Origin of the sequence: Marinobacter halotolerans (genome assembly GCF_008795985.1) — a bacterium.
In the GTDB taxonomy this organism is placed as follows: domain Bacteria; phylum Pseudomonadota; class Gammaproteobacteria; order Pseudomonadales; family Oleiphilaceae; genus Marinobacter; species Marinobacter halotolerans.
Genome location: NZ_VMHP01000001.1, coordinates 838,537 through 859,884, shown reverse-complemented (window position 1 = coordinate 859,884; position 21,348 = coordinate 838,537). Strand labels below are relative to the sequence as shown.

Here is a 21,348-nt window from a genome sequence, read left to right as displayed (position 1 = left end):
ATTGCGATTTATGAAATCAAGACCCATTGTGGATGAGAACACCAGCTATGCAAGTCTTTTGCCGCTTATGCATGGCTGTGAGATTCCGCGGCTGTTTCGTCGTTCTCCGCAAGCGGCTGATCCATGGATACTCGGATAATCTTGGTGCCCTGGCGTTCTATTTCTCTCATGGAGTCGCTCACGAACCGCACATGGGCTGTCGCCAAGCGCTTGGCAGCTTCGGGTTTTCTGGCCATCACAGCCTGATAGATCCGGCGGTGCTGGCTGGTAATCTTGTTCCGCATGGATTCCCTGGGATTCAGGTTGGCAACCGATGCCTGCACGGTCATCAGCATCAGATTTTTCAGGCCGTTCAGTACGTGGACCAGCACCGGATTGTGGGACGCTTCCACAATCGCCTGATGGAAGTTGTGGTCGGGCCTGGCATTGGAAAGGGGGTCGGTCTGATCCAGTATTGAGAACGCCTTGGTGATTTTGTGCAGGTCTTGCGGTGTGGCCCGCGTAGCCGCCAGAAACGCCGCCTGACCTTCCAGCTGCTCACGGACTTCCAGCAGGTCGTAAAGCGTGCGAGGGTGGCCGGCGAACATCTGTAGCAGGGGGCCCTCTTCATCCCCCTCTTCATGGGACGATACGATCCGCGACACAAAGGAGCCCTTACCGTGGCGGGTTTCAATCACTCCCCGGCCCTGCAATTCATGCAGAGCCTCGCGAATAACCGACCGGGAAACGCCCAGGCGGGTCGCCAACTGACGCTCTGATGGCATTTTCTGTTCCGGGGCCAGGCCACCATCCAGTATAAGCTGTTCAAGTCTGAAGGAAATTTCCTGAACTATTGCCATTTTGGGTCCTGACATCCACCACTGGTCCGACCAGTGGCTTTTTATCGTTTTGTGAAATTGCGACTTGTCTCTGATCCGTTAAATATGGCCGATTTCAGGCGATTCGTCTAACAGGTAATTGTAAAACTGGTCTGACCAGCAACTAATCCTCTGGACTAAACCCCCGGCGCCGACGAATATCGTTGTTAATGTCGGTAGCTACCGACGTTTACCTGACGCAGATAAAAACAATGTCAACGGAGATGTGTCGATGATCACTAACAATAAATCCGAACAAACGATGGTTGAGCGCGCAGCGCCGAAACGGGGGCGGCTGAAGTCATTGGCTGTTGCCGCTGCCTTTGTCAGTATCGGCCTGCTGGCGTCCTTTCAGGCTCAGGCAGCCACGACCTGGAAGATTCAGTCTGTCTGGGACGCGGGCACCGTAGGCTATGACCTGTTCGAAGAATGGGCCAACAGCATGGAGGAGAAATCTGGCGGCGAGCTGATCATCAAGCCTTATCCGGCCAAATCGGTGGCTGCAGACAACAACGGTCTGTTCGAAGCGGTGCGTAATGGGGTGTTGCAGGGCATGAACCCGTTTACCCTCTACTGGTCTGGCAAGATTCCCGCGACGGTTTTCCTGTCTTCCTACCCGGCCGGTCCGGATCAGCCCCACCACTGGGACATCATGTTCTATTCCATGGGCATGCTGGAAAAAACCCGTGAAATCTATAAGAAGTACGGCCTGTTCTACGTTGGTCCGATTCAGCACGATGCCAACATCATTCACTCCAAGCGGCCGGTCAACAGCCTGGAAGACCTCAAAGGCATGAAGATGCGGGTACCCGGCGGTATGGTGGCCGAGGTGTTCCAGCAGTTTGGTGTATCGACCGTCAGCCTGCCGGGCTCGGATATTTTCCCGGCTCTGGAGAAAGGCACGATTGACGCGGCTGACTATGTGGGCCCTGCGGTGAACTACGAGTTGGGCTTCTCCCAGGTGACCGACTACATCATGTTCGGGCCTCCAGGTGTGATGTCTGTCTACCAGCCGGTGGACCTGATGGACCTCACCGTAAACCTGCGCGCGTGGAATGCGCTGGATCCGGAGCTGCAGCAACTGGTTGAAGATGAAGTGCGCAACTACTCGCAGAAGCACTATCTGACCATTCAGAAGCGCAACATCGAAGCGATGAAGAAGTTCGTGGCAGAGGGTGACACGGTCACGCGCCTTGGCCAGGACGACCTTGAGAAGTTCCGTCGCGCGGCCATCCCGATCTGGTTCAACTGGGCCAGCAAGGATGACGATGCCAAAGCGATTCTGGATATTCAGATTGAGTACATGATGAACCCGACCATGGGCTACATCACCGAGGAAGATCTCAAGGCTGCCAAAGGCATGTAAGCCTGTAAAACCATAACAAAACTGATCACGGGGAAGGGTAGGGAGTGCAGTAAGTGGGCACTCCTCCTTCCCCGCTCTGTGATTAAGGTGACAACAACATGTCTGATTTGAGTGCGTTCGGCTTTGTAATGCCTCATTGGTTCTATTGGGGCTGGCTGGCGGTTATGCCGCTGATCATGATGGCACTGGACCGCTGGTATGCCCAGCGTGGTGTGGAAGCTGTCGACAAGAATGCCGAGGCCAACGAAAAGCTTCAGCAAATTGAAGCAGAACTGAAAAAAAGTGTTGATTACAGCGATGTGAACAACTGGTTCACCAGAGCGGTGGACTGGATCAGTGAAAAATCCGGTGTATTTATTTCTTTCTGGACCGTGAACGCGGTGGTTTTCTACTTCTTCGAAGTGGTCATGCGCTACGCATTCAACCAGCCCACCATCTGGGTACACGAGGCCAGCTTTCTGCTATTCGGTATGCAATACCTTCTGGCCGGCGCGTTTGCGCTGCTCCACGGCGCCCATGTACGGGTGGACGTGGTCTACAACTTCTTGCCGACGCGCGGTCGTGTGGGCATGGATATCTTCACGTCCATGTTCTTCTTTATGTTCGCCATCGCGCTAATGATTACCTCCTGGACCTTCTTCCAGAACTCCTACTCGATGGATGAGCGGACCGTTGAAACCTGGGGGATACAGTACTGGCCGGTGAAAGGCGTGATGCTGTTCGGAGCCCTGCTGCTGTTCCTGGCGGGTCTGTCGAAGCTGATCAAGGACATCGCGATCTTCATTAAACTCGGCCGGGAGCAACACGCATGAGCTCAGATTCCATGACCAACTCCAATTCCAGCCCCGGCAATCCCCTGATCGGCAAGCTCGGCACCTGGCTGATGATTATTGCCACGGTGGCCCTTGCCTTTGTGATGCTGGTGGAAGTCATCAACATCCTGTTTTACGACCCGTTCAGCGACGAAAAATTTCTGTTCAAATTCTCGGGTTCCCTGTCCGACGTAAAAATAGGTCCGCTCACCTACATCATGTTCGGCTCTCTGGCCGTGTTGCTGATGATGGGGCTGCCTCTGGCGTTCGTAACCGGTGGCCTGGGCGTCATGTTCATCTATCTGGTGGGCGATTCGCTGATGCTGAACATCATTCCCAGCCGGATCTTCCCGATGATGACCAACTCGGATCTGGCGGCGATACCGCTGTTCATCTTCATGGCCTCCATGCTCGAACGGGCCGGGTTGATCGAAGAGATGTTCAACGTGGTCTACAAGTGGATGGGCGGCCTCGGCGGCGGCCTGGCGATTGCCACTATCATTGCCTCCACCATTCTTGCGGCCATGGTTGGCGTTATCGGCGCCGCTGTTGTCACCATGGGCATTATCGCCCTGCCGGCGATGCTGAAACGGGGGTATGACCAGAAAATTGCCCTGGGGTCGATCATGGCAGGCGGTACCCTGGGCATTCTGATTCCGCCGTCCATCCTGGCCATTCTCTACGCGGTGGTCGCCCAGCAGTCAGTGGGCGAGTTGTACCTCGGGTCGGTTATTCCCGGTCTTATCCTGTCCAGTCTCTACGTATTTTACGTGGGTTTCCGTTCCTGGCTGAACCCCAAGCTGGGGCCGCCGGTGCCGGAAGAAGAGCGAATCGGCTTCAAAGAAAAAATGCTGCTGCTGAAAGACCTGATTGCACCACTGGTGCTGGTGTTCCTGGTGTTGGGGCTGCTGTTCGGTGGCGTTGCCACGCCGGTTGAAGCGGCCGGTATAGGCTCCTTTGGCGCCATCCTGGTTGCGATGAAGCACAAGGTCTTTACCATTGCCACGCTGCGGGATGCGTCGGTCACCACGGCCAAGGCGTCAGCCATGGTGCTGTGGATCATGTTCGGTGCGTCCGTCTTCGTAGGATTCTATATCCTGCAGGGCGGCCAGGACTTCATCACTGAGACTATTCTGGGCATCGGCCTGTCTCCCTATGCGGTTCTGCTGCTGTTGATGGTGCTTCTGGTGGTGCTGGGCATGTTCCTCGACTGGGTGGGCATCCTGTTGCTGGCGGTGCCGATTTTCATCCCGATTGTAGAAGCGCTTGAATTCCCCGGCTTGCTGGGCTTCCCGGGTGTTGCGGGTGAGGACGTGGTGCTCTGGTTCGGTGTGCTTTATCTGGTGAATATGCAGATGTCGTTTCTCAGTCCGCCCTTCGGATACGCGTTGTTTTACATTCGCGGCGTCTGTCCGCCGGACATCACCATGGGCACGATTTTCAAGTCCTCGCTGGTGTTCCTGCTTATTCAGGCATTCGGGCTGTTTATCTGCGTACTCATTCCAAGTGCCGTTACCTGGCTTCCGAACCTGGTTTACGGCCAATAAATAGGAGAAATAACCAATGTTGACGATAAACCGGCTGGATCTGGCCGACGCGAAAATTCTGATCGAAGGTGCGGCTGCAAAGGCCCGCGAAATCGGCGTGCCTATGTGCATCGCCATTACCGATGAATCCGGCAACCTGATCGCGTTCGAGCGGATGGACGGCGGCAAGATCACCAGCGTGACTATTGCCCAGGACAAGTCGTTCACCGCCTCGGCGGCGAAAAAGGCCACCCACGACTACAACGCGGTAAACGTGCCGGGCAAGCTTGCCTTCGGCATCCACACCGAGGTGGGTGGGCGTATCAGTTCCGTAGGAGGCGGCCTGCCGGTCATCGTCGACGGTGAAGTGGTGGGCGGTATCGGTCTCAGCTCCGGCACACCCCAGCAGGACATGGACTGTGCCCAGGCTGGGCTGGATCACTTTGAAACTAAACGGGGTTAGTTGCTGTCTCAGTGGTTCTGAGTGAGGCAAATTCCCCAGCAGAGGCGGCTATGACAACCAGGCCAACCATCAGTAAAGCGGAACTGGCGGAGAAATTCCGGGCCTTTATTGACCCGGACTTCGTGATCACCGACAACGAGACCATGAAGCCCTACGAATGCGACGGCATGTCGATGTACTGCGAGATGCCGCTGCTGGTCGTGCTGCCGGAAACCCCGGCCCAGGTCCAGAGGGTGATGCGCATATGCAATGAACACAGTGTGCCGGTGGTCGCTCGTGGCGCCGGTACCGGCCTGAGTGCCGGCGCCATGCCTCACAAGGAAGGCGTGGTGCTGTCGCTGGCCAAGTTCAATCGCATTCTGGAGATTGATCCGCTGGCCCGCACCGCAAGGCTTCAGCCCGGTGTTCGCAACCTTGCCATCAGTGAGGAAGCGGCGCAGCACAACCTCTATTACGGGCCTGATCCATCCTCCCAGATTGCCTGCACCATCGGTGGCAACGTGGCGGAGAACTCCGGTGGTGTGCATTGCCTGAAGTACGGCCTTACGGTTCACAACATCCTCAGCGTGGAAATGGTTACTGCTGAAGGTGAGCGGGTAGTGGTCGGTAACGATGCTCTGGACGCCTGTGGCATGGATCTGCTGGCACTGATGACCGGCTCTGAAGGCCTGCTGGGCATCGTCACCGAAGTGAAGGTGAAGCTACTGCCCAAGCCTGAAATCGCCCGGGTGGTGATGGCCGGTTTCGACAGCGTTCAGAAAGCCGGCGATGCCGTTGGCGGCATCATCTCCGCCGGCATCATCCCCGGTGGCCTGGAAATGATGGACGGCTATGCCATTGTGGCGGCGGATGATTTTGCCCAGGCGGGCTATCCGCGAGACGCCAAAGCCCTGCTGCTATGTGAAGTGGACGGCACAGAAGAAGAGGTTCAGGAACACATCGAGCTGGCTGAAACGGTTTTCAAAAAGCTGGGTGCCACCTCGGTGAGAACTTCCCGGAGTGAAGAAGAACGGGCGCTGCTGTGGAAAGGCCGTAAATCCGCTTTCCCGGCGGTCGGCCGAATCTCGCCGGACTACTACTGCATGGACGGCACCATCCCGCGCCGCCAGCTGGCCCATGTGCTGCTGGAAATGGAAAAAATGTCCGAGAAGTTCGGACTTCGGGTGGCCAACGTATTCCACGCCGGCGACGGCAACCTGCATCCGCTGATCCTGTTTGATGCCAACGTGCCCGGTGAATTCGAGCGCACAGAGGCGTTCGGCGGCAGCATCCTCAACCTCTGTGTGGAGGTGGGCGGCTGCATCACCGGCGAACATGGCGTGGGCGTGGAAAAAATCCGCCAGATGGCGGTGCAGTTCAACGACGAGGAACTGCAGCAGTTCCACGACCTGAAAGCCGCGTTCGACCCCAATGGCATACTGAATCCGGGTAAGGGCGTCCCGGCGCTGAAATTCTGCCAGGAGTATCGCTCGCTCGAGTACAAACAACACAACCATGACACGGTGGAAGTAGCGCATGGCTGATGATTCCGAGGCGTTAAAAAAACAGATTCTGAACGCCCGCAAAAAACACCAGAAGCTCAACATTGTTGGCGGTGGCACTAAGGGCTTTATGGGCCGCACAGCCGACAGCGATGCCGAAGCCCTGAGCCTTGCCGAGCATACCGGTATTGTGGAATACCACCCGGTGGAGCTGATCATGACGGCCCGTGCGGGCACGCCGATATCCGTTATCGAAACTATTCTGGCGGAAGAAGGTCAGTGCCTGCATTTCGAGCCTCCACGTTTCGGCGACGCCTCAACCCTGGGCGGCACCCTGGCCTGCAACCTATCCGGCCCGGCCAGACCCTGGTCCGGCTCGGTTCGGGATCAGGTATTGGGTATCCGCCTGCTTAACGGTAAAGGCGAGCACCTACGCTTTGGCGGCCAGGTGATGAAAAACGTGGCCGGCTACGACGTCTCAAGGCTGCAGGCCGGCGCCATGGGGACTCTGGGTGCGATCACCGAGATAAGCCTGAAAGTTATGCCCATACCCGCCAGCTCAATGACGTTGGTTGAGGAGATGCCGATCGAAGACGTGATCAGATACATGAACCAGCGAGCCGGCGAATCCAAGCCCATCACCGGTGCCGCCTGGGTCGACGGCAAGGTCTACCTGCGGCTTTCCGGCGCGAAATCTGCTGTGGAAGCAACGGCGGAGAAATGGACCGGCGAGGTGATGGAGCAGGGCGAAGAATTCTGGCAGCAGCTTCAACACATGCAGCATGACTTTTTCGCCGGCGACGAGCCGCTATGGCGCTTTTCGGTCGGTTCAACGGCCGCGAATCCGGAACTGGATGGCCCCTGGCTGATCGACTGGGCGGGCTCCCAGCGTTGGTACCGCGGTGAAGCGGATATGGCCCAGATCGAAACCATGGCCCAGCGCGCTGGCGGACAGGTCAGCCTGTTCCGGGGCGGAGATCGCAGTGATGAAGTGATGCACCACCAGCCGCAGGCTTTGCAGACAATTCAGAAACGTTTGAAAGAGTCGTTCGACCCGGACGGAATCTTTAACCCGGGTAGACTCTACAGCTGGCTTTAAAGCAGGCAGTTCCGAGAGTCAGAAAAGCGGCTGGGTATGCTCTTCCGAAAATGTGCGGAGCCCTGGATGGCGGAGCCCAAGCGCCCATGGATGGGCTTGTAACGTTTTTCGGAGGAGCATACCCAGCCGCGAACACCCCCGAACCCAGCAGACCAGGTAAACCATGCAGACCAATCTAGTTCAACAATTTGCCAACACCGCCGAAGGCCAGGAAGCTGAATCCATCCTGCGGGCCTGTGTTCACTGTGGATTCTGCACCGCGACCTGCCCGACATACCAGGAACTGAACGACGAGCGGGATGGCCCCCGTGGTCGAATCTACCTGATGAAGATGTTCCTGGAAGGCGAAGAGGTTACCGAAAAGTCCCGGGAACACTTGGACCGCTGCCTGACCTGTCGAAGCTGTGAAACCACCTGCCCGTCCGGCGTGAAGTATGGCCGCCTGGTGGACATCAGCCGCAACTTCATGGAAAAGGAAATGCCACGGCCGCCACAGCAGCGCTGGATCCGCTGGGGCCTGGGCCGGGTTATCCCTAATCGGCAGCTGTTCGGTTTCCTGCTGCGAATGGGCCAGTTTTTCAAACCGGTTCTGCCAGGTGCTCTGGGCGCCAAAGTACCGCCCAGGAAGAAAGCCAGCCCCTGGCCGGTTTCCAGCCACGATCGCGTTGTGCTTGCCCTGGCGGGCTGCGCACAACCGTCCGCAACGCCCAATACCAACGCTGCGGCGGCCAGAGTTCTCGACCGGCTGGGCATAACCATGGTGGAAGCACCTGAGGCGGGATGCTGTGGCGCGGTGAATCATCACCTGTCCGAGCACGAAATTGCTCTGAACGCCATGCGCCGCAATATCGACGCCTGGTGGCCTGCCATTGATGCCGGCGCCGAAGCGATCGTAATGACCGCCTCCGGCTGTGGTGCCATGGTTCAGGATTACGGCCATCTGCTGAAGGACGATCCGGTCTATGCGCAGAAGGCCCAGAGAGTCAGCGAACTCTGCATCGACCTGGGTGCCTTCCTGCTTGAACAGGATCTGGACAAGCTGAAGGTGTCCACCAGCCCCGGCAAGGTCGCATTTCACTGCCCCTGCACCCTGCAGCACGCCATGCAACAGAATGGCGTGGTGGACCAGGTATTGCGCAAGGCTGGCATTGACCTGGCACAGACCAAAGACAAGCATATTTGCTGCGGCTCTGCCGGCACCTACTCGATTCTTCAGCCAGAACTGAGCCAGCGTTTGCTGAAAAATAAACTGGAAGCCCTTACCATTGATAAGCCGGATCGCATCGTCACGGCCAATATCGGCTGCCAGATGCATCTGGAAACCAAATCGCAGGTGCCGGTGCAGCACTGGATAGAGCTGCTGGACGCCTGACCGGAAAACAAAACCACAGGGAGCGTGGATATGATGCCAGGACGGCATTTTGTACTTTTGTGCCTGCCTTTGCTGGCCCAACCAGTCACCGCAGAAATGTATACCTGGACTGACGACCAGGGTATTACCCATTTTTCCGACACGGCGCCCTCCAGACATGAGACCAAAGCGGTCACACTGAAGGCGCCTTCTGTCATTCCCATGGCCGGTAATATTCGCCAGAGCGAAAAAGTCAGGGGCATCTACCGGCAGATTCGACAGAACCGGGAACGGGATAAATCGACCCGGGATTCAGTGCCGGACAAAAGCAAGTTAAAAGCTCAGAAGCAGTGCGACAAGCTGGAACGTCGGCTGGACAAGATCCAGAGTCAGCTGCGGGCCGGTTACGCCAACGATCGGGGAAACAGCCTCAGGCGCCAGCGCAGGGAGCTTAGCCAGCAGCACTCCTGGCAGTGCGTGCTGGGCTAGAACCGGTTAGAAACTGGTGGTTACCAGATAGGCCGTATAGCCGACAAAGCAGGCCAGCAACAGGCTGCCTTCAGCGCGGTTAATGCGGCCCGGTCCCCGGAAACCATAGCCGATCACAAACAGGGACAGAGTCAGCGCCGCCATCACCAGAATATCGCGGGACAGGATTTCCGGCGCCACTTGCATGGGGCTGATCACGCCCGCGATGCCGACCACGGCCAGGGTGTTGAACAGGTTGGAGCCCAGAATGTTGCCCAGGGCAATGTCGTGCTCACCCTTGCGGGCGGCGGCAATGGAAGAGGCCAGTTCGGGCAGGGACGTACCCACGGCCACAATGGTCAGGCCGATAATAAGATCACTGACGCCAAATGCCTGGGCAATATCCACGGCACCCCATACCAGAGCCCGGGAGCTCAGAATAAGCAGCAACAGGCCGGCCACCAGCCAGCCGATGGCGGCGCGCAGTGACATGGGCCGGATTTCCAGCTCGGCAGAAATTTCCGCCGCCAGCGCATCCGATTTGGCGGTCATGCCCTGATAGATCGACCAGCCCAGCAGAACCGCAAACACGCCCAGTAGTACCAGTGCATCTACCAGGGTCAGTTCACCATCCCACAGTTGCCATGCCGCAAGAGCGGTCACAGCGGCGAGTATCGGAAGCTCCTTACGCATCACTGCTGAATGCACGGCAATCGGGCTGATTACGGCCGTGATACCCAGAATCAGCGCGATGTTGGTGATGTTGGAACCATAGGCGTTACCCAGTGCCAGTCCCGGATTGCCCTGGGTAGCTGCCAGTGCCGACACCACCATTTCTGGCGCGGAGGTACCGAAGCCAACCACCACCATGCCAATCAGCAGCGGAGGCATGCCGAAATGGCCCGCGGTTATCGCAGAGCCCTCGACAAATTTGCCGGCACTCCACACCAGAAGTGCCAGGCCGAGGACAATAGCGAGCAGGGGTAGAAACATGAACATCTCCTGACTTTAGTAGTGGAGAAAGCCACTGAATGGATCGCATGTTAGAGAAAACGAACTGATTGTCTATCTCAGCATTTATGCGGATAACATCGGGTATGGCGGCAGGCAGGGCGGCTGGGTCTGTCCCGTTCAGTGGGTCGCTTCACTGGGTGGCTTTTGATCCATGTCTCTGGACAAGATGCTGTCCGCATCCAGTGAGGCGATCGGGATCCCGGTGTCACGGGGTATATCTCCGCTGAGCTGTAATGCCATATACCGCAAGGCACAGACCCGCAGGAAGGACGTGAAGTTGCCTAGATCGTGCCCTGCGTCGATGGATTCATGGTAAAGCCTGGTAATCATCTGGGGGAGATTCATGCCGTCTCTGGCAGCAAGTTCCGTGAGCGCATGCCAGAAGGCATTTTCCATGCGGATGCTGGTTACCATGCCGTCGATACGAAGGGAATGGGTGCGGCTGACCCAGAGATCGGAATCCGCGTGGACGAAGAGTTTGCACATGGCGCTATCCTCATGAATCCGGGGCCGCGTCACGGCCCCGCATCTGTCACTTGTCCAGCAGCTTGAAAAACTGTGCCAGCCATTGGGGATGGGCTGGCCATGCCGGTGCTGTCACCAGATTACCATCGGTCACTGCCGCGTCAACGTCGATGGCCGCGAAGCGACCTCCGGCCAGCTCCACTTCCGGCTGGCAGGCGGGGTAGGCAGAACACTCGCGGCCTTCAAGCACCCCGGCTGCAGCGAGCAACTGGGCACCGTGGCAAATGGCCGCCACAGGTTTTTTCGTTTCGAAAAAATGACGAACCAGCTTCTTCACGTCTTCGTTCAGGCGCAGGTACTCCGGTGCACGCCCGCCCGGAACCACCAGCGCGTCGTAGTCCGCGGGGTTGAGCCCGGCGAAGTCGGCGTTCAGGGTAAATCGGTGACCTGGCTTCTCAGTATAAGTCTGATCGCCCTCGAAGTCGTGGATGGCTGTGGCCACGGTGTCTCCCGACTTCTTGTCGGGGCATACCGCATGGACAGTGTGGCCCACGGCCTGAAGCGCCTGAAACGGAACCATGGTTTCGTAGTCCTCGGTGAAATCACCGGTGATCATCAGAATCTTTTTGCCGCTCATACCTTTCTCCTTGTATTTGTTGGTGGTGGCAAATCCACGTTACCAAGGGTCTTAAGACAAGGGGTATTAGGGGGATACTACAGTGGCATTCAAACGGCGGGTGCCAGAAACAACAAAGCCCGCACTAGGCGGGCTTTGTCTGAATTCTTAATGGTGCCCGGAGGCGGAATCGAACCACCGACACACGGATTTTCAATCCGTTGCTCTACCAACTGAGCTATCCGGGCATGTTGCGTCTGTGCTGCAACGGGGCGCTATTAAACCGGTTTAGGGGTTTTGAGTCAAGGCTGTGCAATTAAAAAAGTACCCCGGTTTTACTGCTCTGGCGGAACGTAGCCTTCGGCCTTGTCAAAGGGTTCGTTGTTGAAGAAGCGTTCCATCTGCGCCTGCAGGTATTTGCGGGTATTCGGGTCCATCAGGCTGAGGTGTTTTTCGTTAATCAGCATGGTCTGCTGGGCCTGCCATTCTTCCCAGGCTTTTTTGCTCACGTTCTCATAAAGGTCCTGGCCTTTCTTTCCTGGCATCGGCGGGAAGTCCAGGCCTTCAAGCTCTTCCTGGTACTTGCGACAGAATACGGTGCGGCTCATGGCTGCTCCTGTGGGGTGGTCAGAATGGTGCGAATGGGGGCGGGCAGGCCCAGGGACAGGGCGTCGTCCCGGTGTACCCACTGATGGGTGCCATTGTCCGCAACTCGGGCGGTGCTGGCAACGCTGAGCCGGGCTGGCTGGATGTGCAGATGGTAGTGGCTGAAGGTGTGCCGGAAACCGCTGCCCAGTTCCGGTTGGCTGCAGTCATAGCCGAACGCTCGTTCGCAGGCGTCAGGCAGCTCTTCCGGCTGGTAGGCCGGGTCCAGTTCCGGAAGGCTCCAGAGGCCGCCCCAGATGCCGCTGGGTGGCCGGCGTTCCAGCAGGACCCGGCCCTGGCTGTCCTCCAGTATTACCATCCAGGTGGTTTTCTCGGGTTTGTCCTTTTTCGGTTTGGAGCCGGGATAAAGCTTCTGCTCACCCAGGGCCCGGGCTTCGCAGCCAGAGTACAATGGGCAGCTTTCGCAAGCAGGGCGGCTGCGTGTGCAGACCATTGCGCCCAGATCCATAATGGCCTGGGTATAGTCGCGAATGCGTTTGTCCGGGGTGTGCTGTTCGGCGCACTCCCACAGGCGGTTAAGCACGCTGGTTTTGCCTGGCCATCCGGGTACGGCGTGGTAGCGGGCCAGAACCCGTTTGACGTTGCCATCCAGGATAGTGGCCCGTTGCTCAAACGCCTGAGCGACAATTGCGGCAGCGGTCGAGCGGCCAATGCCGGTCAGCGATTCCAGCTTCGCCTGATCCGCCGGGAACTTGCCGTCATGCTCCTGAACAACCTGTTTCGCTGCTTTGTGGAGGTTTCGTGCCCGGGCATAGTAGCCAAGGCCGGACCAATGGCTGAGCACATCGTCCACCGGCGCCCCGGCAAGTGCCTCGACATCAGGGAAACGTTCCATGAAGGCCTGGAAGTAGGGGATAACGGTTGTCACCTGGGTCTGCTGCAGCATGATTTCTGATACCCAGACCCGGTAAGCGTTACGGTCGTGGTGCCAGGGCAGGTCATGCCTGCCGTTCTGGTCATACCATGACAGTAGTTTGTCCGCGACTGGCTCCGGCATCAGTTGAACAGGCCTTTCAGTTTCTCGCCTACTTTTTCTTTCAGCTTTTCTTCCGCTTTTTCCTTGGCCCGGTCCACTTCCTCATCCACTTTCGCTTTGGCTGCATTTTTGGCAATGGTTTGCAGGGTGTCCCGGAAGCGTGAGCCGTCAAAGGAGCAAATGCCTGCCGGGTCTTCGGCAAAGTTGCCACGGCATTCCACGGGGATGACGGCGTTTCTGACGGTGTCTGTGACCCGGCAGGCTTCGTCGCGGTGAATTTCACCCACGATGCGCAGGCCTGCTTCGTAGTCTATTTGCGAGGTCGCCAGATTGACCGTACCTTCGCCTTCAAGCTTCATGCCGGCCAAAGCGGCGACCAGGTCGGTATTGTTCAGGGTATTGCCGTCAATTTTCAGAGTGCCGCGCATATCATTGAATGGTGTGCTGGTGCCCCAGTCGTTGTTGCTCAGTTGATCCTGGTTGACGAGAGCAATGCCCTGGCAGGCCATGCGGGTCAGGTTCATCTTGGTGAACTGCCCTTCGGCAAGATTGAAGCCGATGTTGCCCTTGGCATTGCTTCGAAGTGCGGATATCCGGTTGCCTGTGGTTTTAACGTCCACATTCAGATTGGCGGCGCCCGCCAGCATTTCCACTTCGGCCAGATCAGTCAGCAGTGGCAGGGTTTCGACGCCTTCCACTTTGGAGCCAATCACCCAGGACGGATTGTCGCTGCGTGCATCCAGCGTGACGTTGGCTGCAAATCCACCTTCATAGAGTTTGCCGCTGAAATCTTCCACCTTCAGCAGGCCGTTGCGGGCGGTGATCACCGAGTTGATGTCCCGGATGGTGAGATTGCTGACGATCAGTTCGCCCAGGCCGAGTTTGATGTCCAGGGCAAGTGTGCGAAGCGTCTCCAGAGGCAGCAGGTCGCCTTCCTCAGTGGCTGTTTCAGGCGGTGCAGTCTCGCCTGCTGGGGCTTCTTCGTCGCTGGCTGGTGGCAGATAGCGGTCTGCGTTGATGGCGTCGCCTTTCAGGTTAAGCTCAATGCCACTGTTGGCCAGCGTGTAGGCAGCGCCACCGGAAAAGGTGGTGTCGTCCAGGGAAATAGTGAGGTCGTTCAGGGCGACAGTGCCCGGGGATCCGCCAATCGTTGTCGAGAATGCAATGGCCTTCATCACATCGGGGTCTGCCGTCTCAATGGCCGGCTGGCCCAGTGCTGTGAGCAGTGACTTGAGTGAGAATTCATCGATGCTCAGGTTGCCGGACAGCTGTGGCTTGGCTCCGAAACCCATGACGTTCAGATTGGTATTCAGCGTGAGATCGGCCAGCGACGCGGTAAAGTCAGACAGGGTCGCGGTTTCGCTTTCCAGGTTGGCCGCCAGTGAACCGGTCAGGGATGCCTGCACGGATTCTCCGCCCAGGGGCTCGCCGGCCATGTCGAAAGTGGCGTCAAGGTCTTCCACGGAGAATTCGTTCAGGGCCTCGTTCGCTGTCAGTTGTGCGCTGATATTGCCATCAAGCTCGAATTGCGGCTGGTTGGTGGCAAAGCGGAAACTGAGCTCAAGGGGGAAGCTGGATCCCAGGGTGATTTCGTTGGCTGTCAGAGTGACGCCTTCAAGGACAACGGACTGGCCGGTGCTCTTGTCTTCGTAGTTGATCCTGGCGTTGCCGATTTCAATCTGCTCGACGTTGAAATTCAGGGGTGCGCCGCCTGAGGTGTCCTCGGCTGGTGCTTCCGTTCCCGTGGCTGCCTGCTCCTGGGCTGTATCTGCGGCGGGCTCACCTTCCGGCATGATCCGCGTCCAGTTGCCGGTGCCTTGTTTGTCGACCGACAGGTTGGCATCGAGTCCGTTCAGGACAAAGGTATTCACTCTTGGTGACATGGCAATCAGCGACCAGAAATCCACTTCCGCCACCAGCTGGTCAAGGCGCACGAACGGTTGGTCATCAAGCGTCGCCTCCACATCATTCAGTTCCAGCCCCAGCGGTATGAACGACCAGCCAATATCCCCGGCCAGGATGAGGTCGAGGTTGGTGCTGGATTCCGCCGCTTTCTCAATCTGCGGTTTGTAGGTATTCGGGTCGATGAGCGTGACGGCAATGGCAACGGCTGCAATGGCCAGTATGACCAGTCCGATAAGGGTGAATGCGACGTAGCGAACAGCTTTCATGGTTCTGGCGTCCTTTCGTTGTTTCCTTTCCGCCGGAAGGACGGAAGTATGGGATCAAGGATAACTCAGGGGTAACAAAATAAAAGGCCGCAGGTATGACAATACGTTAGTGATCAGCCAAAATAGACGACAGATTCCAGAACAAGACAAAAGCGTGCACGTGCACGGAGTGCGCGACCAACAATGATAAGAGGAAAAGACTGTGGCAATTACCATCTCCATTGAGCTTAATCGTGAACTCGAACTGCCCGCCAGCTACGACGAGGCCTTTGATCTGCTGGCGGACGTGCCCAAATCCGTCAGCCATTTTCCGAAAGTCCACAAACTGGTGGATCTTGGTGACAACACCTATCGCTGGGAAATGGAAAAGGTCGGTGTGGACAAGCACGCTATCCAGTCGGTGTATGCCTGCAAATACTACCCCGACAAAGAGAAAGGCAAGATCACCTGGGAGCCGGTAAAGGGCGAGGGCAACGGTGTTGTTAGCGGATACTGGACGCTAAAGGCCAAAGGCGACAACGCGACCGAGGTCAAGTTCCACACCAGCGCAGAGCTGACGGTGCCCCTGCCAGGCATGCTTAAACTGGCGATCAGCCCCGTGGTCAAACACGAGTTCAATAGCCTGGTCGACACCTATATGAAGAACCTGAAAAAGGCGTTCTGAGGCCGGCTATCAAGACGATTGAGACCATTGCGGGACGCGGGGATTCTTAAAAGGTATAATATGGCGCTGTATTTTACGGCATTTGCCAACTGATAATTGGGAGCCCCCATGGCCGAACGCAAGGCTCGGGTAGAACGAAATACCCTGGAGACACAGATCACCGTCGAGATCGATCTTGATGGTACCGGCAAGTCCTCGTTTGATACGGGTGTGCCTTTCCTGGAACACATGATGGACCAGATCGCCCGTCATGGTCTGGTGGATCTGAACATTGTTTCCAAAGGTGATCTGCACATCGATGACCACCACACGGTGGAGGACATCGGCATTACCCTGGGGCAGGCTTTCAAGCAGGCGGTCGGTGACAAGAAGGGCATCCGCCGCTACGGGCACGCTTATGTGCCGCTGGATGAAGCGCTCTCCCGTGTGGTGATTGATCTGTCCGGCCGCCCCGGCCTGCTGATGGACGTGCCCTACACCCGTGGTGCTGTGGGTGGTTTTGATGTGGATCTGTTTGCGGAGTTCTTCCAGGGCTTTGTGAATCATTCCATGGTTACCCTGCACATCGACAACCTGAAGGGTAAGAATACCCACCATCAGATTGAAACCGTGTTCAAGGCCTTCGGGCGCGCCCTGCGCATGGCCATTGAAATGGACGAGCGCATGGCGGGGATTACCCCGTCCACCAAGGGGTCGCTGTAAGCGGCCCCGGATTTTCAATAAGACTCCCGATTCAGGAAATCTCTCTTCACATGAAAACCGTTGCCATTATCGACTACGGCATGGGTAACCTTCATTCCGTGAGTAAAGCGGTGGAGCACGTCGCACCGGGCACCCGCGTGCTGGTCACTGACAATGCTGATCAGATCCGCAGTGCGGACCGGGTGATACTGCCCGGCGTAGGCGCTATCCGGGACTGTATGGCCGAAATCCGGCGCCTGGAAATTGACCGGTTGGTGAGGGAAGTGTCGGTTGACCGGCCCCTTCTGGGCATCTGCGTGGGCATGCAGGCCCTGATGTCCCGCAGTGAGGAAAACGGCTGGGTGGACTGCATTGATCTGTTCCAGTCGGAGGTCCGCTTTTTCGGTGATGGCCTCACGGAAAACGGCCAGCGGCTGAAAGTACCCCACATGGGCTGGAATGAAGTCCACCGGACCATGGATCACCCCCTCTGGCAGGACATCCCGGACGGCGACCGTTTCTATTTTGTCCACAGCTATTACGCCGAGGCCGAGGGCAATCCCGATATTGCCGGCCGTACCCATTACGGTGTCGACCTGGCGGCAGCAGTGGCAAGAGACAACATCTTTGCGGTGCAGTTCCACCCGGAAAAAAGCGCACGGGCGGGGCTGCAATTACTGAAAAACTTCACCAACTGGACTGGAAAATGCTGATTATCCCGGCCATAGACCTCAAAGACGGCAAGTGCGTAAGACTGCGCCAGGGCCGCATGGACGACTCCACCGTGTTCGGTGATGATCCCGTTGATATGGCCACCCGCTGGGTCGAGGCCGGCGCTCGCCGCCTGCACCTGGTGGACCTGAACGGCGCCTTTGCCGGTGAGCCGGTGAACGGTGAGATTGTTCGCGCCATTGCCCGCAAATACCCCGATCTGCCCATCCAGATCGGCGGTGGCATCCGCTCGGCGGAAACCATCGAAGCCTATCTGGAGGCGGGTGTACAGTGGGTGATTATCGGCACCAAGGCGGTGAAAGAGCCGGAGTTCGTCACCGAGATGTGCAAGCGTTTCCCGGGCCACATTATTGTTGGTCTCGACGCGAAAGACGGCCGCGTAGCAACCGATGGCTGGGCGGAAGTCTCGGAAGTCATGGCGACCGACCTGGCAAAACGCTTTGCCAATGACGGCGTAGAAGCCATCGTTTATACCGATATCAGCCGTGATGGCATGATGCAGGGAGTGAACGTTGAAGCCACCGCCGCGCTGGCAAAAGAGGGCGGCATCCCGGTGATCGCCTCCGGCGGCGTAACCAATATGGATGACCTCAAACAGCTGGCTACCGTGGCTGATCAGGGCATTCTTGGCGCTATTACCGGACGCGCCATCTACGAAGGTACCCTGGATGTCAGCGAGGCCCAGGCCTTCTGTGACAGCCTGAAAGGATAAGACACGTTATGGCTCTGGCAAAACGCATTATCCCCTGTCTGGACGTCGACAAAGGGCGCGTGGTGAAAGGCGTCAACTTCGTTGATATCCGTGATGCCGGCGACCCGGTTGAGGTGGCTCGCAAGTACAACGAGCAGGGCGCTGACGAAATTACCTTTCTGGATATCACCGCGAGCCATGAAAGCCGCGATACCACCTACGAAACCGTTGAGCGAATGGCAGCTGAAGTCTTTATTCCGCTGACGGTGGGCGGTGGTGTACGAACCGTTGAGGATATCCGTAAGCTGCTGAACGCGGGTGCCGATAAGGTGTCCATCAACACGGCTGCGGTGTTCAATCCGGAATTCGTCCGTGAAGCCGCCGATCGCTTCGGTAGCCAGTGCATTGTGGTTGCCATTGATGCCAAGCGTGTCAGTGCGGAAGGAGAGCAGCCCAGATGGGAGATTTTTACCCACGGTGGTCGTAAACCCACAGGGCTGGACGCCGTTGAGTGGGCTCGCAAGATGACCGCCATGGGGGCCGGTGAACTGCTTCTGACAAGTATGGATCGTGACGGCACCAAGATCGGATTTGACCTCGGACTGACCCGGGCGATCAGTGACGCGGTGTCCGTGCCGGTTATTGCTTCAGGTGGTGTGGGTGAGCTTCAGCATCTTGCGGATGGCGTGACCGAAGGCGGCGCTGATGCGGTGCTGGCGGCTTCAATTTTCCATTTCGGGCAGCACACGATTCCTGAGGCGAAAGCGTTTATGAAGGCTCAAGGGATCGTTGTTCGGGATTGAACGCTTGTCGGATTACGCCTTTGGCTAATCCGACCTACGGGTTTTCGGCTTTTCGTAGGTCGGGTAGAGCAAAGCGAAACCCGACGTCTTTATTCCTGCTTTGCTAATGCCGGCCTGATAGCCCGCTTCTCACCTTCTGCAAACATCCGCATGTTGCCATTACGGATGGCCCATAGCCCGCTGACGGTGGCAATTGCCACGCCCTGCTGATCCAGCATCGGTAGATGCTTTCCCAGGTAGTCCACGGTCACCGTGTGGGGGTGGCCTATGCCGATGGCGCTGCCGTTCTCTTTTGCTGTCTCAATCAGCCGCTGGAACTGCTTGTGCACGTATTCCTCCGTCTGTTCATGATCCAGGAATACATCCCGGGACAAAGTTGGAATACGGTAGGCGGCGGCAACATCGCCAGCAACCGACGAGGCAATGGTCCGGCTGTCGACGAAGTACAGAGGATACTGGTTAATCTCGCCCATCACCCAGTCCATGGTCTTCAGCTTCTGGGTCAACAGGCTGCCCATGTGGTTGTTCACACCCTGGACGTGGGGAATGGATTTCAGCGCGCGTCGCAGCGTCAGGGTGATGTCGCTCTGGTTCATACCCTCATCGAGCCCACCGGGCCCAAGCGCTAACCGCCGGGTATTGGCCATCGGCGCATGGAGCATGATTTCTTTGTGCTGTTTATGCGCCTTTTCCGCAAGAAACGAGGTGTGGCGCCGATAGGGCAAAAAGGCCAGTGTCAGGGGCTGCTCGAGAGCAATCAGGCGCTCGCCTTCAACACGGTTATGCCCCATGTCATCAATAATGATGGCGATAGTGGGCGGCACCTGGCGCTGGGTTGAGGCAGGGGCCTCAGCCTGCGCCGCCATAGACAGCAATGCGCCTGCTATTAGCGCAGTGATTGTTCTCAATTCGCGCTTTCCTCTGTGGAAGTGCTGCTCTGCTGGGACACACCGCGCTTTTTGAGAATATTCAGGCCCTTCAAAAGATTGAGTGCGGAACGAAGCTGGTAGTCCCGTTCAACCGGAGACATGGACTGGTCGCCTTTTTCTTCCGTCGATTGTTTCGCGGGCTTTTGCCCGTCGCTCTCGGTCGTTTTCGGCTTTCCCTTTTCCTCGTTCTGGCCTTCAAGATGTCCAGCAAGATCCGCCTCGGTGAAAAAGGACTGGCCTTCCAGCTCAGTCAGTTCCGCCGGCTTTACCTCGATGTCCGGGCTGATGCCCTTGGCCTGGATAGATCGCCCGTCCGGCGTGTAGTAGCGCGCCGTTGTAAGCTTGATGGCATGGGTTTCATCCAGGGGTATGACGGTCTGTACACTGCCCTTGCCGAACGACTGGGTACCCATGATAACGGCACGTTCCTGATCCTGTAGTGCGCCTGCCATGATTTCCGATGCGGAAGCAGATCCACCGTTGATCAGAACAACAATCGGTGTCTCCGGCATGATCTCGCCGGCATTGGCATTGAAGCGCAGGCGCGAACTCTGGATTCGGCCCTCGGTGTAGACAATCAGCCCCTCTGAAAGCAGTGCGTCGGACGCTTCCACGGCGGCCTGTAGAATGCCGCCTGGGTTGTTGCGCAGGTCAATGACCAGGCCGTCCAGTGAGCTGCCATGTTTCTTTTCGAGAGACTCCAATGCATCGCTGAACTGGGAGCCAGTGTCTGCCTGGAACTGGGTAATACGGACATAGCCGTAGCCGTTCTCGATCATCCGGGATTTGACGCTGGCTACCTTGATGACGGCGCGCTCCACTTCGATCTCGATCGGTCCGGACTCGCCTTCTCGGATGATGGTCAGTGTCAGGGTGGTGCCCGGCTTGCCGCGCATCACTTTGACTGCCTCTTCCAGTGACATGCCTTTGACCGGCTGGTCCCCGAGTTTGACGATCAGATCGCCAGCCTTGACGCCGGCCTTCTGGGCCGGGGTATCGTCAATGGGCGAAATCACTTTTACAAAGCCATCTTCCATGCCTACTTCAATGCCCAGGCCGCCGAATTCGCCGGAGGTGCTTTCTTCCAGCCTCTCGTAGTCCTTGGGCGTCAGGTAGGTGGAGTGGGGGTCCAGATCTGAAAGCATGCCTTTGATCGCGCTTTCCAGGAGCTTCTGGTCACCGACTTCCTCGACGTAGGCATCCTTGATCCGGCCGAACACTTCGGCAAACTTTCGCAGATCATCCAGCGGTAACTGCTTCTCCGGATCGGGCAGTTCTATCTCGACCTTTTCACCGGCTTTGATGCCTTCCAGCAGGTCCTGCGCGGATTCCTCTGCCTGCTGACCGAAGGCCATGCCGGGCATGGTGGCAAAGGTGCCAAGGCAGGCGGTTAGGGCGAATGCGCAAAAGGATGCAGTTTGCTGAATACGTCTTACCCGTCTCATTCACATGTCCTGTGTTATTCCGGTGGCTGGGTCGTTGCCAGGCAGTGTCCGACAGTATGGCGTTATCAGGCT

General features: G+C 57.4%; 22 protein-coding genes and 1 tRNA gene. 13 read left to right on the top strand and 10 right to left on the bottom strand.

Features of this window, described 5'->3' with window-relative positions; genetic code table 11:
- Positions 1-65: 65 nt before the first annotated feature.
- Positions 66-839, bottom strand: a complete 774-nt coding sequence (locus FPL19_RS04070; RefSeq protein WP_150910851.1) for an FCD domain-containing protein — start codon at positions 837-839, stop codon at positions 66-68.
- A 250-nt stretch (positions 840-1,089) separates the two neighbouring features.
- Between FPL19_RS04070 and dctP the strand changes: the two genes are divergently transcribed.
- From dctP to FPL19_RS04030, 8 genes are all read left to right on the top strand, one after another.
- A complete protein-coding gene (dctP, locus tag FPL19_RS04065) occupies positions 1,090-2,223 on the top strand; it encodes a TRAP transporter substrate-binding protein DctP (protein ID WP_150910849.1) in 1,134 nt (377 codons plus the stop codon).
- Between the two features lie 98 nt (positions 2,224-2,321).
- Positions 2,322-3,035 carry a TRAP transporter small permease subunit gene (locus FPL19_RS04060; RefSeq protein WP_150910847.1) on the top strand — a complete coding sequence of 238 codons (714 nt, stop codon included), beginning with the start codon at positions 2,322-2,324 and terminating at the stop codon, positions 3,033-3,035.
- Complete coding sequence (locus FPL19_RS04055) at positions 3,032-4,582, top strand: TRAP transporter large permease (RefSeq protein ID WP_150910845.1); 1,551 nt, start codon at positions 3,032-3,034, stop codon at positions 4,580-4,582. The genes FPL19_RS04060 and FPL19_RS04055 overlap by 4 nt, the downstream gene beginning before the upstream one ends.
- Positions 4,583-4,598: 16 nt before the next feature.
- Positions 4,599-5,024: a GlcG/HbpS family heme-binding protein gene (locus FPL19_RS04050; protein WP_150910843.1), complete on the top strand. Its 426-nt coding sequence runs from the start codon at positions 4,599-4,601 to the stop codon at positions 5,022-5,024.
- Between the two features lie 50 nt (positions 5,025-5,074).
- On the top strand, positions 5,075-6,547 hold the full coding sequence (locus FPL19_RS04045) for an FAD-linked oxidase C-terminal domain-containing protein (protein ID WP_150910841.1): 1,473 nt from the start codon (positions 5,075-5,077) through the stop codon (positions 6,545-6,547).
- Entirely contained in the window at positions 6,540-7,604 is a 1,065-nt protein-coding gene (gene glcE / locus FPL19_RS04040; protein WP_150910839.1) for a glycolate oxidase subunit GlcE, read from the top strand. The genes FPL19_RS04045 and glcE overlap by 8 nt, the downstream gene beginning before the upstream one ends.
- Positions 7,605-7,767: 163 nt before the next feature.
- Entirely contained in the window at positions 7,768-8,976 is a 1,209-nt protein-coding gene (glcF, locus tag FPL19_RS04035; protein ID WP_150910837.1) for a glycolate oxidase subunit GlcF, read from the top strand.
- A gap of 30 nt (positions 8,977-9,006) precedes the next feature.
- Entirely contained in the window at positions 9,007-9,444 is a 438-nt protein-coding gene (locus tag FPL19_RS04030) for a DUF4124 domain-containing protein (RefSeq protein ID WP_150910835.1), read from the top strand.
- A gap of 6 nt (positions 9,445-9,450) precedes the next feature.
- On the opposite strand, the gene FPL19_RS04025 is transcribed toward FPL19_RS04030, so the two are convergent.
- From FPL19_RS04025 to FPL19_RS03995, 7 genes are all read right to left on the bottom strand, one after another.
- The gene (locus tag FPL19_RS04025) at positions 9,451-10,416 is read right to left on the bottom strand and encodes a calcium/sodium antiporter (RefSeq protein ID WP_150910833.1); all 966 of its coding nucleotides are present in this window, start codon (positions 10,414-10,416) and stop codon (positions 9,451-9,453) included.
- A gap of 138 nt (positions 10,417-10,554) precedes the next feature.
- A complete protein-coding gene (locus FPL19_RS04020) occupies positions 10,555-10,923 on the bottom strand; it encodes a ribbon-helix-helix domain-containing protein (protein ID WP_150910831.1) in 369 nt (122 codons plus the stop codon).
- A 46-nt stretch (positions 10,924-10,969) separates the two neighbouring features.
- Positions 10,970-11,539: a DJ-1/PfpI family protein gene (locus FPL19_RS04015; RefSeq protein ID WP_150910829.1), complete on the bottom strand. Its 570-nt coding sequence runs from the start codon at positions 11,537-11,539 to the stop codon at positions 10,970-10,972.
- A gap of 151 nt (positions 11,540-11,690) precedes the next feature.
- Positions 11,691-11,766: transfer RNA gene (locus tag FPL19_RS04010), tRNA-Phe, on the bottom strand.
- 87 nt (positions 11,767-11,853) lie between these two features.
- The gene (locus tag FPL19_RS04005; RefSeq protein WP_150910827.1) at positions 11,854-12,126 is read right to left on the bottom strand and encodes an oxidative damage protection protein; all 273 of its coding nucleotides are present in this window, start codon (positions 12,124-12,126) and stop codon (positions 11,854-11,856) included.
- Entirely contained in the window at positions 12,123-13,181 is a 1,059-nt protein-coding gene (gene mutY, locus FPL19_RS04000) for an A/G-specific adenine glycosylase (RefSeq protein ID WP_150910825.1), read from the bottom strand. Before mutY ends, FPL19_RS04005 begins: the two co-directional genes overlap by 4 nt.
- Positions 13,181-15,331, bottom strand: a complete 2,151-nt coding sequence (locus FPL19_RS03995; RefSeq protein WP_150910824.1) for an AsmA family protein — start codon at positions 15,329-15,331, stop codon at positions 13,181-13,183. The genes mutY and FPL19_RS03995 overlap by 1 nt, the downstream gene beginning before the upstream one ends.
- A 202-nt stretch (positions 15,332-15,533) precedes the next feature.
- On the opposite strand from FPL19_RS03995, the gene FPL19_RS03990 reads away from it, so the two are divergent.
- From FPL19_RS03990 to hisF, 5 genes are all read left to right on the top strand, one after another.
- The gene (locus FPL19_RS03990) at positions 15,534-15,995 is read left to right on the top strand and encodes an SRPBCC family protein (RefSeq protein ID WP_150910822.1); all 462 of its coding nucleotides are present in this window, start codon (positions 15,534-15,536) and stop codon (positions 15,993-15,995) included.
- A 108-nt stretch (positions 15,996-16,103) separates the two neighbouring features.
- Positions 16,104-16,697 carry an imidazoleglycerol-phosphate dehydratase HisB gene (hisB, locus tag FPL19_RS03985; protein ID WP_135803146.1) on the top strand — a complete coding sequence of 198 codons (594 nt, stop codon included), beginning with the start codon at positions 16,104-16,106 and terminating at the stop codon, positions 16,695-16,697.
- Positions 16,698-16,747: 50 nt separating this feature from the next.
- Positions 16,748-17,389 (top strand): imidazole glycerol phosphate synthase subunit HisH, encoded by a 642-nt coding sequence (hisH, locus tag FPL19_RS03980; RefSeq protein ID WP_150910820.1) that lies wholly within the window; start codon positions 16,748-16,750, stop codon positions 17,387-17,389.
- Positions 17,383-18,120, top strand: coding sequence for a 1-(5-phosphoribosyl)-5-[(5-phosphoribosylamino)methylideneamino]imidazole-4-carboxamide isomerase (hisA, locus tag FPL19_RS03975; RefSeq protein ID WP_150910818.1), 738 nt, complete (start codon positions 17,383-17,385; stop codon positions 18,118-18,120). Before hisH ends, hisA begins: the two co-directional genes overlap by 7 nt.
- A gap of 8 nt (positions 18,121-18,128) precedes the next feature.
- Positions 18,129-18,902, top strand: a complete 774-nt coding sequence (hisF, locus tag FPL19_RS03970) for an imidazole glycerol phosphate synthase subunit HisF (protein WP_150910816.1) — start codon at positions 18,129-18,131, stop codon at positions 18,900-18,902.
- 89 nt (positions 18,903-18,991) lie between these two features.
- Here hisF and FPL19_RS03965 read toward each other — a convergent pair whose 3' ends face one another.
- Together FPL19_RS03965 and FPL19_RS03960 are read right to left on the bottom strand one after the other, a co-directional pair.
- Positions 18,992-19,768: a divergent polysaccharide deacetylase family protein gene (locus FPL19_RS03965; protein WP_150912388.1), complete on the bottom strand. Its 777-nt coding sequence runs from the start codon at positions 19,766-19,768 to the stop codon at positions 18,992-18,994.
- Between the two features lie 38 nt (positions 19,769-19,806).
- Positions 19,807-21,276 (bottom strand): S41 family peptidase, encoded by a 1,470-nt coding sequence (locus FPL19_RS03960; protein WP_150910814.1) that lies wholly within the window; start codon positions 21,274-21,276, stop codon positions 19,807-19,809.
- Positions 21,277-21,348: the final 72 nt, after the last annotated feature.

Excerpts from the sequence above, each read along its gene's own strand:
- FPL19_RS04070 (WP_150910851.1), bottom strand. The coding sequence starts at position 839 with ATGGCAATAGTTCAGGAAATTTCCTTCAGACTTGAACAGCTTATACTG.
- dctP (WP_150910849.1), top strand. The coding sequence starts at position 1,090 with ATGATCACTAACAATAAATCCGAACAAACGATGGTTGAGCGCGCAGCG.
- FPL19_RS04060 (WP_150910847.1), top strand. The coding sequence starts at position 2,322 with ATGTCTGATTTGAGTGCGTTCGGCTTTGTAATGCCTCATTGGTTCTAT.
- FPL19_RS04055 (WP_150910845.1), top strand. The coding sequence starts at position 3,032 with ATGAGCTCAGATTCCATGACCAACTCCAATTCCAGCCCCGGCAATCCC.
- FPL19_RS04050 (WP_150910843.1), top strand. The coding sequence starts at position 4,599 with ATGTTGACGATAAACCGGCTGGATCTGGCCGACGCGAAAATTCTGATC.
- FPL19_RS04045 (WP_150910841.1), top strand. The coding sequence starts at position 5,075 with ATGACAACCAGGCCAACCATCAGTAAAGCGGAACTGGCGGAGAAATTC.
- glcE (WP_150910839.1), top strand. The coding sequence starts at position 6,540 with ATGGCTGATGATTCCGAGGCGTTAAAAAAACAGATTCTGAACGCCCGC.
- glcF (WP_150910837.1), top strand. The coding sequence starts at position 7,768 with ATGCAGACCAATCTAGTTCAACAATTTGCCAACACCGCCGAAGGCCAG.
- FPL19_RS04030 (WP_150910835.1), top strand. The coding sequence starts at position 9,007 with ATGATGCCAGGACGGCATTTTGTACTTTTGTGCCTGCCTTTGCTGGCC.
- FPL19_RS04025 (WP_150910833.1), bottom strand. The coding sequence starts at position 10,416 with ATGTTTCTACCCCTGCTCGCTATTGTCCTCGGCCTGGCACTTCTGGTG.
- FPL19_RS04020 (WP_150910831.1), bottom strand. The coding sequence starts at position 10,923 with ATGTGCAAACTCTTCGTCCACGCGGATTCCGATCTCTGGGTCAGCCGC.
- FPL19_RS04015 (WP_150910829.1), bottom strand. The coding sequence starts at position 11,539 with ATGAGCGGCAAAAAGATTCTGATGATCACCGGTGATTTCACCGAGGAC.
- FPL19_RS04005 (WP_150910827.1), bottom strand. The coding sequence starts at position 12,126 with ATGAGCCGCACCGTATTCTGTCGCAAGTACCAGGAAGAGCTTGAAGGC.
- mutY (WP_150910825.1), bottom strand. The coding sequence starts at position 13,181 with ATGCCGGAGCCAGTCGCGGACAAACTACTGTCATGGTATGACCAGAAC.
- FPL19_RS03995 (WP_150910824.1), bottom strand. The coding sequence starts at position 15,331 with ATGAAAGCTGTTCGCTACGTCGCATTCACCCTTATCGGACTGGTCATA.
- hisB (WP_135803146.1), top strand. The coding sequence starts at position 16,104 with ATGGCCGAACGCAAGGCTCGGGTAGAACGAAATACCCTGGAGACACAG.
- hisH (WP_150910820.1), top strand. The coding sequence starts at position 16,748 with ATGAAAACCGTTGCCATTATCGACTACGGCATGGGTAACCTTCATTCC.
- hisA (WP_150910818.1), top strand. The coding sequence starts at position 17,383 with ATGCTGATTATCCCGGCCATAGACCTCAAAGACGGCAAGTGCGTAAGA.
- hisF (WP_150910816.1), top strand. The coding sequence starts at position 18,129 with ATGGCTCTGGCAAAACGCATTATCCCCTGTCTGGACGTCGACAAAGGG.
- FPL19_RS03965 (WP_150912388.1), bottom strand. The coding sequence starts at position 19,768 with ATGGCGGCGCAGGCTGAGGCCCCTGCCTCAACCCAGCGCCAGGTGCCG.
- FPL19_RS03960 (WP_150910814.1), bottom strand. The coding sequence starts at position 21,276 with ATGAGACGGGTAAGACGTATTCAGCAAACTGCATCCTTTTGCGCATTC.